Annotated in this window: 11 protein-coding genes; 6 read left to right on the top strand and 5 right to left on the bottom strand. The window is 64.1% G+C overall.

Features of this window, described 5'->3' with window-relative positions; genetic code table 11:
• Positions 1-30: 30 nt before the first annotated feature.
• Positions 31-1,029: an adenosine kinase gene (locus ACI3KQ_RS13370; RefSeq protein ID WP_404958384.1), complete on the top strand. Its 999-nt coding sequence runs from the start codon at positions 31-33 to the stop codon at positions 1,027-1,029.
• A gap of 66 nt (positions 1,030-1,095) precedes the next feature.
• Here the strand turns inward: ACI3KQ_RS13370 and ACI3KQ_RS13365 are convergent, their stop codons facing one another.
• The 3 genes from ACI3KQ_RS13365 to tsaD all read right to left on the bottom strand — a co-directional run bounded on the left by ACI3KQ_RS13365 (position 1,096) and on the right by tsaD (position 4,666).
• A complete protein-coding gene (locus ACI3KQ_RS13365) occupies positions 1,096-2,580 on the bottom strand; it encodes a lipopolysaccharide biosynthesis protein (RefSeq protein ID WP_404958382.1) in 1,485 nt (494 codons plus the stop codon).
• A gap of 83 nt (positions 2,581-2,663) precedes the next feature.
• A complete protein-coding gene (locus ACI3KQ_RS13360; protein ID WP_404958380.1) occupies positions 2,664-3,635 on the bottom strand; it encodes an NAD(P)H-dependent glycerol-3-phosphate dehydrogenase in 972 nt (323 codons plus the stop codon).
• A complete protein-coding gene (tsaD, locus tag ACI3KQ_RS13355) occupies positions 3,632-4,666 on the bottom strand; it encodes a tRNA (adenosine(37)-N6)-threonylcarbamoyltransferase complex transferase subunit TsaD (protein WP_404958378.1) in 1,035 nt (344 codons plus the stop codon). The genes ACI3KQ_RS13360 and tsaD overlap by 4 nt, the downstream gene beginning before the upstream one ends.
• A 44-nt stretch (positions 4,667-4,710) precedes the next feature.
• Here tsaD and hemC point away from each other — a divergent pair, with 44 nt between their 5' ends.
• The 4 genes from hemC (at position 4,711) to ACI3KQ_RS13335 (ending at position 8,088) form a co-directional block, all read left to right on the top strand.
• On the top strand, positions 4,711-5,649 hold the full coding sequence (gene hemC, locus ACI3KQ_RS13350; protein WP_404958377.1) for a hydroxymethylbilane synthase: 939 nt from the start codon (positions 4,711-4,713) through the stop codon (positions 5,647-5,649).
• On the top strand, positions 5,646-6,314 hold the full coding sequence (locus ACI3KQ_RS13345) for a uroporphyrinogen-III synthase (protein WP_404958375.1): 669 nt from the start codon (positions 5,646-5,648) through the stop codon (positions 6,312-6,314). The genes hemC and ACI3KQ_RS13345 overlap by 4 nt, the downstream gene beginning before the upstream one ends.
• 9 nt (positions 6,315-6,323) lie before the next feature.
• A complete protein-coding gene (locus tag ACI3KQ_RS13340) occupies positions 6,324-7,214 on the top strand; it encodes a hypothetical protein (protein WP_404958373.1) in 891 nt (296 codons plus the stop codon).
• Positions 7,215-7,338: 124 nt separating this feature from the next.
• Positions 7,339-8,088, top strand: a complete 750-nt coding sequence (locus ACI3KQ_RS13335) for an esterase/lipase family protein (protein ID WP_404958371.1) — start codon at positions 7,339-7,341, stop codon at positions 8,086-8,088.
• On the opposite strand, the gene gltX is transcribed toward ACI3KQ_RS13335, so the two are convergent.
• Positions 8,075-9,406: a glutamate--tRNA ligase gene (gene gltX / locus ACI3KQ_RS13330; protein ID WP_404958369.1), complete on the bottom strand. Its 1,332-nt coding sequence runs from the start codon at positions 9,404-9,406 to the stop codon at positions 8,075-8,077. The genes ACI3KQ_RS13335 and gltX overlap by 14 nt on opposite strands.
• Positions 9,407-9,409: 3 nt before the next feature.
• On the bottom strand, positions 9,410-11,071 hold the full coding sequence (locus ACI3KQ_RS13325; RefSeq protein ID WP_404958368.1) for an NAD+ synthase: 1,662 nt from the start codon (positions 11,069-11,071) through the stop codon (positions 9,410-9,412).
• Positions 11,072-11,189: 118 nt separating this feature from the next.
• Between ACI3KQ_RS13325 and ACI3KQ_RS13320 the strand changes: the two genes are divergently transcribed.
• Positions 11,190-12,125, top strand: coding sequence for a ribose-phosphate pyrophosphokinase (locus ACI3KQ_RS13320; protein WP_404958367.1), 936 nt, complete (start codon positions 11,190-11,192; stop codon positions 12,123-12,125).
• The last annotated feature ends 28 nt before the right edge of the window (positions 12,126-12,153 follow it).

Raw genomic sequence — 12,153 nt, 5'->3', positions numbered from 1 at the left:
TTCCTCTTTTCTCGATCATAAGGATGTCGCGTGACTGCTGCTCCCACGCTTGATGTTGTCGCCATCGGCAACGCCATTGTCGACGTGCTCGCCCCGAGCGATGACGCATTTCTGGCCGAACACGCCCTGACCAAGGGTGGCATGCAGCTGATCGACGCTGCGACGGCGGAAAGCCTGTATGCGGACATGGCCGCTGGCAAGGAAATCAGCGGCGGGTCAGCCGCCAACACGCTGGCCGGGCTGGCGGCGCTGGGCAAAAAATGTGCCTTCATCGGGCAGGTATGCGACGACCAGCTGGGGGCGGTTTTCGCCCATGACGTGCGCGCGCTGGGTATCCGCTACGACACGCCTGCGGTGAGCGGCGACGTGCCGACCGCCCGATGCCTGATCCTGGTGACGCCCGATGCCCAGCGGACGATGAACACATTTCTGGGTGCGTCTCAATTCCTGCCGCAATCGGCGGTTGACATGGACCTGATCCGGTCGGCGTCGATCCTGTATCTGGAAGGCTATCTGTGGGATCCCGAACAGCCGCGCGCTGCCATGCGGGCCGCCATCGACGCCGCGCGTGGAGCAGGTCGGAAAGTCGCCTTCACACTGTCGGACAATTTCGTGATCTCTCGCCATCGCGATGATTTCATCGACCTGATCGACCAGGGGCTGATCGACATTCTCTTTTCCAATGAAGGCGAAATCCAGTCGCTGGCGCAGATCGATGATTTCGAAGGCGCGGTTGCAGCCATCGCGGCGCGCGTGCCGGTGCTGGTATCCACCCGCAGCGAAAAGGGCGCGATCGCGGTGGTCGATGGCATGCGTTATGAAACCCTGGCCGCTTCGGTCGACGCCGTTGTCGATACGACCGGCGCAGGAGACCTGTTCGCCGCCGGTTTCCTGGCCGGTCATCTGGAAGGGCTGGACATCGAAAAATGCCTGAAGCTGGGCGCTGCGGCGGCAGCCGAGGTCATTTCGCACTGGGGCGCGCGCCCGGAACAGGATTTGCAGGCGATCCGGGCGAAGACACTGGGTTAGAGCGGTTTTCGATCTGACAGAGCCAGATCGCTTGGGAATCGCCAAACCGGCGTCGGGGGGCCTGGTTTACGCTTTCTGGCTGCGGAACAGGGCGCGGTCGTCCGAGCCGAAGCCCCAGCGCCAGATGACCAGGCCATAGACGCCCAATATCGTCGCGATGCCAAAGACCAGCTCCATCCATTCGAATCTGGGGGGCAGCGCGACGAAGGCCCCACCAGCGGCACAGGCAGCCGCCGATGCGCCCAGCAGCGGCCAGCGCCAGGCATTGACCCGCGCGCCCAAGAGCCGGGCGAGCAAGCGCGCCTTCACCACGGCCCCGACGCCGAGCGCGATGCACAATGCCAGCGCAGGCGCGGCGGCGATCGCCACCTGCGACAGCCCCATGTCCCGCGCCGCAAGGATCAGGGCGAAGCTGAGCAAAGCCTGCAGGCCGATCATTATCAGCGATATCATCAGGTTGCGGTGCCGCGCGATATAGACCAGCGCGGATTCGCTGACGACGGCGGTGGCGGCGACGACTTCGGCCAGCAGCAGGAAGGCGAGCGCGCCCGTTCCGCCGACAAAATGCGGACCGACCAGACCCATCACCGCTTCGCCGGGGATGCCCAGCGCCAAAGCAATCCCCGCTTGCGCAGCAATGATCCAGAAGCCGACCTGGCTCACCTGCCGGGCGATGGCCGTCAGATTGCCTTCCGCCAGATTGCGGGTGATCACGGGACCCAATATCGGGTCGAAACTGGTCTTGAGCTTTTGCGGCAGGGACGCGACCTGCTGCGCGACATAATAGACGCCGACCGCGGCGGGGCTGACGAAGAGGCCCAATATCGCCAGATCCAGTCGGCGCGATCCCCATTCAATCCCGTCCGCCGCCGCCAGCGGCAGGTTGCGCCGGGCAAGCCGCCAAAGACGGCCAAAGTCGGGACGCCAGCCATAGGGGATGCCATAATGGCGGGTCATGGGAATGATGGATGCGACAAGCGCGGCGAACATCGACAGCACGTAGGAGAGAATGAGGCCGTCGCGGGTCGAATAAAAGGCGAAGGCGAACGCACCGATGCTGATCGCCCAGGGTTCTATGATCGACCGCGCGCGCACCGTCGCGCCGACGTCAAAACGATAGGCGCAGGCCGCCAAGGCCACATCCGAACCGGCCACCGCGATCACGATCAGCGCCAACAGCCGGTCCAGCCCGTTGATCGAACTGTTGGGGAACATGGCGGTGGGAAAGGCGACCAGCAGGCAAGCGGCGATCAGCGAGGCGCCCAATGTCACGACCATGGCGTCGGTCACGACATGGCTGTGCGGTCGTTCCGTTTGCGACAATGCGCCCGCCAGCCCACGTTTCAGCCCCAGCGTCGCAAGCTGTGCCGCAAATTCGACGACCAGCACCGCATAGGCGAACCGGCCCAGCGATTCAGCGCCATACCAGCGTCCGGCGATGAACAGGAAAGGCAGCCGCGCCGCCAAACGCAGCAGGAACCCGAATAGGTTGGTCCGGCCGCCCCTTGCCAGAGCTGCAATGTCATCCTGTTGCGCAGAAGGAGAATCCATTACCGGCAAAGAATAAGGATCCCCTCGTCGCTTCATGTCTATTGCAGTTATGGTAAACGATAATCGAATATGGGGCGACGAGATTATTCGGGCCGCAACGGACGCGTGAGCAGTGCATCGATGACCTGAGCGAGCGGCGCAGCATCTTCGAGCAGGGCGCATACCGCTTCAACCACGGGCATGTCGACCCCGGCGGATCGCGCCGCATCGCGCAGCACGGGCGCGGTGAATGCGCCCTCCGCCACGGTCCGCCGATTGCTTAGGAGTTCCGCCGCTGCGCGTCCTTCACCCAGCCCCTTGCCGAGCGAAAAATTGCGCGAGTTGGTTGAAGAGCAGGTGAGGACGAGGTCGCCCAGGCCCGATAGCCCGCCCAAGGTTTCAGCGCGCGCCCCCCGCGCGAGGCCAAAGCGCGTCATTTCGGCAAAACCACGACTGATAAGAGCGGCGCGCGCATTGAGGCCAAGCCCCGCGCCATCCGCCACGCCGCATGCGATGGCGAGCACATTCTTGACCGCTCCGCCAATTTCCGCGCCGACGACATCGTCAGAAATATAGGGACGGAAGGCTGGGCGGGCGATGCGCGTGGCGATCCGTGCGGCAAGCCCGGCGTCGGCGCAGGCCAGCGTGATCGCGGTGGGCAGGCCCTTGGCAACCTCATGCGCGAAGGTCGGGCCTGACAGGACCGCGATCGGGGATGCGGGCTGCGCCTGTTCCGCCACTTCCGACATCAACAGGCCGGTGCCCGCCTCGATCCCCTTGGAACACAGGATCAGCGGCACTCCGGCTGGAGCGCCGCTAACGATGCCGCGCAGATGCTGGGCAGGGCAGACAATCAGCAGCATGTCCCTGTCCGCCATGTCCGCCATGTCGCCGCTGGCGCGCAGAGACGGGTTGAGCGTGACGCCGGGAAGGTAGAGCGGGTTGACCCGGTCGCGATTGATCGCGTCCACCACGTCCGTTTCGAATGCCCAGAGCCGGACATCCTGTCCGTCCGCCGACAATGTCTGGGCAAGCGCCGTTCCCCATGCCCCTGCGCCGATAACGCCAGCCTTCATGCCTTCACCCCCGCGCCACGCGCCTTTTCCGCTCCTGGATCCAGTGGCCAGCGCGGTCGCGCGGGCACCGTCAGATCATCCACCAGCCCCGCCGCATAGCGTTCCGCCCCCGCCCAGGCGATCATCGCCGCATTGTCGGTACACAGCCACAGCGGCGGCGCGACGAAAGGCAGGCCATGTTTACTGGCCAGCGTTTCCAGCGCGCTGCGAATCGACTGGTTGGCGGCGACCCCGCCCGCCACGACCAGCGCCGTGATGCCGCCATGACAGCCCAGTTGCTTTTCGGTGCGGTCGACCAGGCAGTCGATCACCGCCTGCTGAAAGCTCGCCGCGATGTCTTCGGTGGAATATTGACCCGATTGCGCTGCCCGCATCACCGCGCTTTTCAACCCTGCGAAGGAGAAATGCGGTTCCGCCGTCCCCACCAACGGACGGGGCAGCGGCACGGCCCTTGGGTCGCCCTTGGCCGCGGCCTGTTCAACGGCCGGTCCGCCGGGATAGCCAAGGCCCAGCAGCTTTGCGGTCTTGTCAAAAGCCTCCCCCGACGCATCGTCGATGGTCGTGGCAAGGCGGGCGTAGTCGCCGGGGCCACGAACGTGAAGCAACTGGCAATGGCCGCCCGACACCAGCAGCAGCAGATAGGGGAATTGCAGCGATGGATCGGCCAGCCGCGGCGACAGCGCATGGCCTTCCAGATGATTGACGGCAATCAGCGGCTTGCCCGCCGCATGAGCCAGCGCCTTGCCAGTGACCAGACCGACCATAACCCCGCCGATCAGGCCCGGCCCGGCTGTCGCGGCGATCACATCGACGTCCGCCAGCGCCATATCCGCGTCGGCCAGAACGGCAGCGATCAGCGGGCTTAGCGCCTCCACATGAGCGCGTGCAGCTATTTCGGGAACCACCCCTCCATAGGGACGATGCGCCTCTTCCTGCGTCGCGAGGCGGTGGGCCAATATCCTGCCATCCGCCGTCACCAACGCCGCCGCCGTTTCGTCGCAGCTTGATTCCAGGCCCAGGATGATCGTCATTGCAGCTTCCATCTAATGGCCACGGTCATTAGAGCAAGCAGGATATGACGCTGCCTTCTTTCCTTTCCGACCGCCCCCTGCGCCTTGGCACCAGAGGATCGCCCCTTGCCCTGGTTCAGGCGCGGATGACCGCAGGAGCATTGTGCGCTCGCCACGGGTTGGCGCCCGACATGATCGAAACGGTCGTGGTGCAGACCAGCGGCGACCGCATTCAGGACCGCGCGCTAGCCGAAATTGGCGGCAAGGCTCTGTGGACCAAGGAGCTGGACCGAGCGCTGATGGCGGGCGAGATCGATTTTGCCGTCCATTCGATGAAGGATGTGGAGACGCTGCGTCCGCCAGCCATCCGTATCGCCGCCATGCTGCCCCGCGCCGACGTGCGCGACCGGCTGGTGGGTGCCGCGAGTTTCGAGACGCTGCCCAATAATCCGGTGGTGGGCAGCAGTTCGCCCCGCCGCGCCGCGCAGGTCAAGCGGCTGCGCCCCGATGCGAATGTGATCCTGTTTCGCGGCAATGTCGCCACGCGTCTGGCCAAGCTGGCATCGGGGGAGGTGCATGCGACGCTATTGGCGGCGGCGGGGCTGGACCGTCTGGGACGATCCGATGTGGGCACGACCATATCGCTGGACGTCATGCTGCCCGCGCCATCCCAAGGCGCGGTGGGCATTGAGACGCTGAGCGACAACGAACAAATGCTGGCGCTGCTGGCTGCGATCAATGATGCCGACACCTACGACTGCGTGATGGCGGAACGGTCGGTGCTGAAAGGACTGGGCGGGACCTGTCATTCGCCAATTGCGGCGCTGGCGCACATGCAAGGCAGTGAAATCGCATTGCGCGCCGAGATACTGAGCGCGGACGGGCGCGAAGTGGTCAGCGACGGCTGCGTGCTGGCGCGCGGCGCGCTGGACGATGCGGAAGATCTTGGCCGGTCGCTGCTGCAACGCGCCAGCCCGGAGCTTCGCGCCCTGTTCGAAACATGACGCCGGTCATCATCCTGCGGCCCGAACCGGGCGCTGGAGAAACCGCCGCCCGCGCCGAAAGGCTTGGGCTTGCCGTCTGTCTCTGCCCCCTGTTCGAAGCCCGCGCGGTCTCGTGGGACGCGCCTGCCGCAGCGCAGTTCGACGCGCTGTTGCTGACCAGCGCACAGGCCGCACGGCTCGCGGGGCCGCAACTGGCAACTTATCACGGACTTCCAGCCTATGCGGTCGGCGACGCGACGGCGCGCGCGTTGGCAGCGCAGGGATTTGAACAGGTCGTTTCGGGCGATCAGGATGGTAATGCCATCGCCGCCCGCATCGCCGCCGATGGTCATCGCCGGGTGCTGCATCTGGGGGGGCGAACCGTGGCTCCCATCGCTAAGGGGCCGCTCTCCATCCAGCGCATGGTCATCTATGAGATGGTTGGACGCGCCAACGCGGATTTGAGTAAGTGGCTGCAACCGGGCGCGGTGCTGATGATCCATTCGCCGCGCGCAGGGCAGAAAGTCGCTGATCTGGTCCCGCTAAACCAGCGTGATCAGATTCATATCGTTGCGATCAGCCCAGCCGCCCTGTCGGCATGTGGCGATGGTTGGGCAAGCGCGCTGGCCCCCGATCGCCCGGATGACGACAGGATGCTGGCCCTCGCCGCCCGATTGTGCGAATGATCCCGCACCATGGAAGAAACTCTGTCGATGAGCGATGAAGGCGGGGCGGCGAACGCCCGGACAAATCCGCCGCCTGCGCGCCCGCGCGCCAGGTGGCTGATGCTGGCGCTGCTGCTGGCCTTCATAATCGGTGTCGTCCTCACTTTGCTGGCCATGCCCCACCTGCAAGGGCGCTGGGGCGGTGCGCAGCCGATCGCTTCTGTGCCAGACCCCTATCTTCGCGGGACCACGGCTCCCGGCATTGCCCCGCGCGCGCTGTCGAATGACGCAGCGCAGATGCTCGATGGGCGAGTGGTGCAGTTGGAACAGCGGCTTAACCGCATCACCGTCGAAGCGCAGGCCGCGTCCAGCAATGCGGCCCGCGCCGAAGGGCTGCTGATCGCCTTTGCTGCCCGGCGCGCTCTCGATAGCGGGACGCCGCTGGGCTATGTCGAAGGGCAGTTGCGGCTTCGGTTCGGCCAGGCCCAGCCGCGCGCGGTGGCGACGATCATCAATGCAGCGCGGGAACCTGTGACCCTGTCCGACCTGCGTGGAGGCCTGATGGGCATCACGGATCGGCTGACGATGGCTGGACCGAACACCAGCTGGTGGGAGGCACTGGAAAATGAAGTGCGCGAACTGGTCACCATCCGCCGGGCATCGACGCCTTCGCCACGTCCGCAGGCAGCCATGGACCGTGCGATCCGGTTCATGGATGCAGGACGGGTAGGACCAGCTCTGGCCGAAATCGAACATATGCCCGGCCGTGCTGTCGCCGATCGTTGGATGCAGCTTGCCCGCCGCTATCTGGAGGCGCACCGCGCGCTCGACCTGATCGAAACGGCTGCCATCCTGGAGCCGCGCCAGCTGCGCGCAGCCGATGGCCCGCCAGTAGCGCAGGCGTCGCCGCCACCCCCCTGACCCGCCCCCGATCATGTGTCACAATCGACCAACGGTGTAGCCGCGCCGGTGAAACCTCTGGACGCGCGGCGCATTAGTCACGAATATGTCATCTTTCGCCTGAGAGCCGGAGGATCAGCTTTTCGTGCCGCCCTATGCCGACGCCATTGCAAGCTTCTGGAAAGGGCGTCTCGCCGGTGGATCTGGCGCGGTTGAACGGCCTGCGATCTCGCATCTGCTTCGTAACGCCTCCATGCCTCTCGATCTAGGGCGCACTCGGACGCAGGCAGCATCGCTGGCCGCACAGATAAGGGGCGACGGCCGCCAGTTGCTGCTGCTTCCCGGCCTGCTCGCGTCAGAACACAGGATGGAGCCGATGCGCGCCATTCTCGAAGCGGCAGGCTATCGCGCACATGGCTGGGGCATGGGACGTAATTTCGGCCCCCGCGCCGACACGCTGGAACAGATCGACCGGCGCGTCGATGAAATCCGGCGCAGCAGCGGCGGTGCCGTGACCCTGATCGGATGGAGTCTGGGCGGTCTGTTCGCGCGGGAATATGCCAAATTTGCGCGCGCCAAGGTCGGCGGCGTCGTGACCATGGGCACGCCCTTTTCCGGCGATCCGCGCGCCAACCATGCGTGGCGCATCTACCAGCTGGTTTCCGGTTTTCCTGTAGACCGCCCTCCCTTCACCTGCCGCAGGGAAGAAAAGCCATCCGTGCCTACCGCCGCCCTGTGGTCAAGGCGCGACGGGGTGATAATGCCCGATTGCGCCAGAGGCCGAAGTGGCGAGCGGGATCATGCGATAGAGGTCGATTGCACCCATATGGGCTTTGCCGTCGCGCCCGAAGGCATATTGGCGGTGGGTCACGCGCTGGAAACTATGCGCGGCTGAGCCGTCGGACGGCTTCATCCCTGCCGATCAGCGGCAGCAACTGCCCAATGTCCGGGCCATGATCCATCGCGGTGAGCGCACGCCGCAACGGCAGGAACAGGGACTTGCCCTTGCGGCCCGTTTCTTCCTTCAGCTTGTCCGTCAGCGTCCGCCAGATGTCCGCATCGAAATTTGCCTGTGACAGCGCGCTGGCTGCGAGCATCAGGAATTCGCCATCTTCCGGCGCGGGCGCGGGTGCTTCGATCGGCCCGGTGACGATCCGCCACCAATCGTCTGCCTGCGCCACGGTTTCCAGATTGGGCCGGATCACATCCCACGCCTTGGCATCCATGCCGGACGGAAGCCGGTCCGCCACCGCCGCATAGGGCAGCATATGCACAATCTTTTGATTAAGGTGGGCCAGTTCGCCCTCATCGAAACGTGCCGGAGCGCGACCGAACCGGGCGAAGTCGAAACTGTCGATCAACGGCTGCGGCTGGGCCATTGGCTCTATCGCCATGCTGGTGCCCAGTCGGGCGAGCATCGCGACGATGGCCATGGGTTCAAGGCCGATTTCCCGGAAATGCGCTACGCCCAGCGACCCCAGCCGCTTGGACAATTTTCCTTCGCTTCCGGTCAGCAACGCTTCATGCGCGAATTGCGGCATGGGCGCACCAAGGGCAGCGAACATCTGTATTTGCGCCGCAGTGTTGGTGACATGATCTTCACCGCGCAGAACATGAGTGACGCCCATGTCGATATCGTCGATCACGGAAGGCAGCATGTAGAGCCAGCTTCCGTCCGCGCGCCGGATGACCGGGTCTGACAGCAGCCTGGGGTCGAAGCGCTGATCCCCACGGATCAGGTCGGTCCAGGCAATCGGCTGGTCATGATCGAGCCGGAAGCGCCAGTGCGGCTGGCGCCCGTCAGCCTCATGAGCAGCGATCTGGTCGGGGGTCAGCGTCAGCGCGGCACGGTCATAGACCGGCGGCAGGCCACGTCCCAACAACACCTTGCGGCGCAATTCCAGTTCCTGCTGCGTTTCGTAAGCCGGATAGACATGGCCCGTCGCCTTCAGGGCTTCGAACCTTTCTTCATAAAGGGCGAACCGGTCGGATTGGCGCTGTTCATCATCCCAATCGAAGCCCAACCAGCGAAGGTCGGCGCGGATCGCGTCGGCATATTCCGGGCGCGACCGTTCCTGATCGGTATCGTCCAGGCGCAACAGGAACTTGCCCCCGCTTTTGCGCGCCCACAGCCAGTTGTGCAGCGCAGCGCGGATGTTGCCGACATGGAGATTCCCCGTCGGCGAAGGGGCAAAGCGAGTAATGACCGTCATGGGCTACAGCGTCCGAAAGGCGTTGGTGATCGGATAGCGGCGATCCCGCCCGAAATTGCGGATGCCCAGCTTCACGCCGGGGGGCGACTGGCGGCGCTTATATTCAGCGACGTAGAGCAGGCGTTCGATCCGCGCCACCAAATCCCGGTCGAAACCGCGCGCGACCAGCTGTTCGACCGACAATTCCTCTTCCACCAATCCATAGAGTATGGGATCGAGAATGTCATAGGGCGGCAGGCTGTCTTCATCCTTCTGATCCTCACGCAGTTCAGCGCTTGGCGGCTTGGTGATGACGCGTTCGGGCATGACGGGGCCAGCGGGGCCCCTGCCTTCGCCCAGGGATGGCACATTGGCATTCCGCCAGCGGCTAAGGTCGAACACGGTCGTCTTGTAGGCGTCCTTCAGCACGGAATAGCCGCCCGCCATGTCCCCATAAATGGTGGCATAGCCAACCGACATTTCGCTCTTGTTGCCAGTAGTCAGCAGCATGTGGCCGAACTTGTTGGAAAGGGCCATGAGCAAGACGCCACGAATGCGTGACTGGATATTTTCTTCGGTAAGGTCACGCTGCCGTTCTGCGAAAACGTCGCCCAACATCGCATCGAACGCCGTAGCGCCAGCTTCGATCGGGATGATGTCATAGCGCACCCCCAGCAAGCGGGAGCATTCCACCGCATCGTCCAGGCTGCCCTGGCTGGTGAAGCGCGATGGCATCATCACGCACCATACCCTGTCCGCGCCCAGCGCATCGACGGCAACGGCGGCGGACAGCGCGGAATCGATACCGCCCGACAGGCCCAGCACCACGCCGGGGAAGCGGTTGCGGTCGACATAGTCGCGCAAGGCAATGACCATCGCATTGTAAATATCGGCGGGGCGTTCATCGAGCGCGTGACGCTCACCAGGCATGCACAGCCACTGACCATCCCATTTTTCCCACTGCGTCAGGACCAGCGCCTCTTCCCAGTCGGGCAGTTGATGCGCGATGGAAAGGTCCGCCCCCATGACAAAGGACGCGCCATCGAAGGCCAGTTCGTCCTGTCCGCCAACCCGGTTGACGTAGATCAACGGCAGGCCGGTTTCGCGCACGCGGGTCCCGGCGACTGCATTGATGCGGCGGTCGTCCTTATCGATCTCAAACGGGCTGCCATTGGGGCTGATCAGCAGTTCCGCTCCCTCGGCACGCAGATGGGCGGTCACAAAGGGAAACCAGATGTCTTCGCAGACCGGGACGCCGATTTTTACGCCCTTGAAATCGATGGGCGCTGGCAGAGGGCCGGGCGCAAACAGGCGCTTTTCGTCGAAGGTGCCATAGTTGGGAAGTTCACGCTTCTGCCGGATCGCGGTCACCGCGCCGTTTTCCAGCAGCGCAACAACGTTGAACAGCACGCCCTGGGACGCCACGACCGTGCCCACCAGCATGGCGGGACCGCCGTCAGCGGTCGCCTGCGCCAAGCGGTCAAGTTCCTGGTTGGCCCGTTCGACCAGCGCAGGCTTTAACACCAAATCCTCCGGCGGATAGCCGATCAGTTGAAGTTCGGGGAAGACGATGAGGTCGGCTTCCCTCGCACGCTCGCGCCATTGCAGCATCGCATCGGCATTGGCGGCAAGATCCCCCACTGACTGAGTCATCTGGGCCAGGGCGATCACAAGTTTGTCGGTCATAGGTCAGCGCCCTAATCCATTTTCCTGCAAGGCGCAAAAGCGCCTTTCCAGTCGCGACAACGCCCGCTAAAGGGGCCGCGTTTCTCAGCGTCATCAATTCGTCACGGGGGTCCAGGCCATGAAACTCATGACCGGCAATTCCAATAAGCCGCTAGCGGCCGCTATTGCGGACTATATCGAAATTCCCCTGACCGACGCGAGCGTCCGCCGCTTCGCCGATGAAGAGGTTTTCGTGGAAATTCATGAGAATGTCCGCGGCGAAGACGTGTTCGTGATCCAGTCGACCAGCTATCCGACCAACGACAATCTGATGGAATTGCTGATCATGATCGATGCGTTGAAACGCGCGTCGGCCAAGCGAATCACGGCGGTCATCCCTTATTTCGGCTATGCCCGGCAGGATCGGAAGCCAGGACCCCGCACGCCGATTTCGGCCAAGCTGGTCGCCAACCTCATCACCACTGCAGGCGCGAACCGTGTTCTGTCAGTCGACCTGCATGCCGGACAGATCCAGGGCTTTTTCGACATTCCGACCGATAACCTGTTCGGTGCGCCCGTCATGTCGGCGGACATTCAGGCACGTTTCGGCGACCGCAACCTGATGGTCGTGTCGCCCGACGTCGGCGGCGTCGTGCGCGCCCGCGCATTGGCCAAGCGGCTGGACAACGCCCCCCTCGCCATCGTCGACAAGCGGCGCGAGCGGGCGGGCGAATCGGAAGTCATGAACATCATCGGCGATGTTAAGGGCCGCTTCTGCATCCTGATCGACGACATCGTCGATTCCGCGGGAACGCTGTGCAATGCCGCTGCGGCGCTGAAGGCGGCAGGAGCCGAGGATGTCGTTGCCTATGTCAGCCATGGCGTGCTGTCGGGTGGCGCGGTAGCGCGGGTTGAAGCGTCCGAGCTGAAGGAACTGATCATCACCGATTCGATTCAGGGCGTGGATGCGGTGTGTCATTCCAAGAGCGTCCGTCACCTGCCCATCGCCCCGTTGCTGGGTGAAGCGATCAAGCGCATCGCCGACGAAAGCTCGGTATCCAGCCTGTTTGATTGATCGAAGTTGCGCCGCGCGACTTTGCGCC

The sequence above is a fragment of the Sphingobium sp. ZW T5_29 genome, assembly GCF_044987515.1.
In the GTDB taxonomy this organism is placed as follows: Bacteria; Pseudomonadota; Alphaproteobacteria; order Sphingomonadales; family Sphingomonadaceae; genus Sphingobium.
This window is presented reverse-complemented; position numbering and strand designations above follow the sequence as displayed.

Bases quoted from the DNA above. Each gene is read 5' to 3' on its own strand.
- ACI3KQ_RS13365 (WP_404958382.1), bottom strand. From the start codon at position 2,580: ATGGATTCTCCTTCTGCGCAACAGGATGACATTGCAGCTCTGGCAAGG.
- ACI3KQ_RS13360 (WP_404958380.1), bottom strand. From the start codon at position 3,635: ATGAAGGCTGGCGTTATCGGCGCAGGGGCATGGGGAACGGCGCTTGCC.
- tsaD (WP_404958378.1), bottom strand. From the start codon at position 4,666: ATGACGATCATCCTGGGCCTGGAATCAAGCTGCGACGAAACGGCGGCG.
- hemC (WP_404958377.1), top strand. From the start codon at position 4,711: ATGACGCTGCCTTCTTTCCTTTCCGACCGCCCCCTGCGCCTTGGCACC.
- ACI3KQ_RS13345 (WP_404958375.1), top strand. From the start codon at position 5,646: ATGACGCCGGTCATCATCCTGCGGCCCGAACCGGGCGCTGGAGAAACC.
- ACI3KQ_RS13340 (WP_404958373.1), top strand. From the start codon at position 6,324: ATGGAAGAAACTCTGTCGATGAGCGATGAAGGCGGGGCGGCGAACGCC.
- gltX (WP_404958369.1), bottom strand. From the start codon at position 9,406: ATGACGGTCATTACTCGCTTTGCCCCTTCGCCGACGGGGAATCTCCAT.
- ACI3KQ_RS13325 (WP_404958368.1), bottom strand. From the start codon at position 11,071: ATGACCGACAAACTTGTGATCGCCCTGGCCCAGATGACTCAGTCAGTG.
- ACI3KQ_RS13320 (WP_404958367.1), top strand. From the start codon at position 11,190: ATGAAACTCATGACCGGCAATTCCAATAAGCCGCTAGCGGCCGCTATT.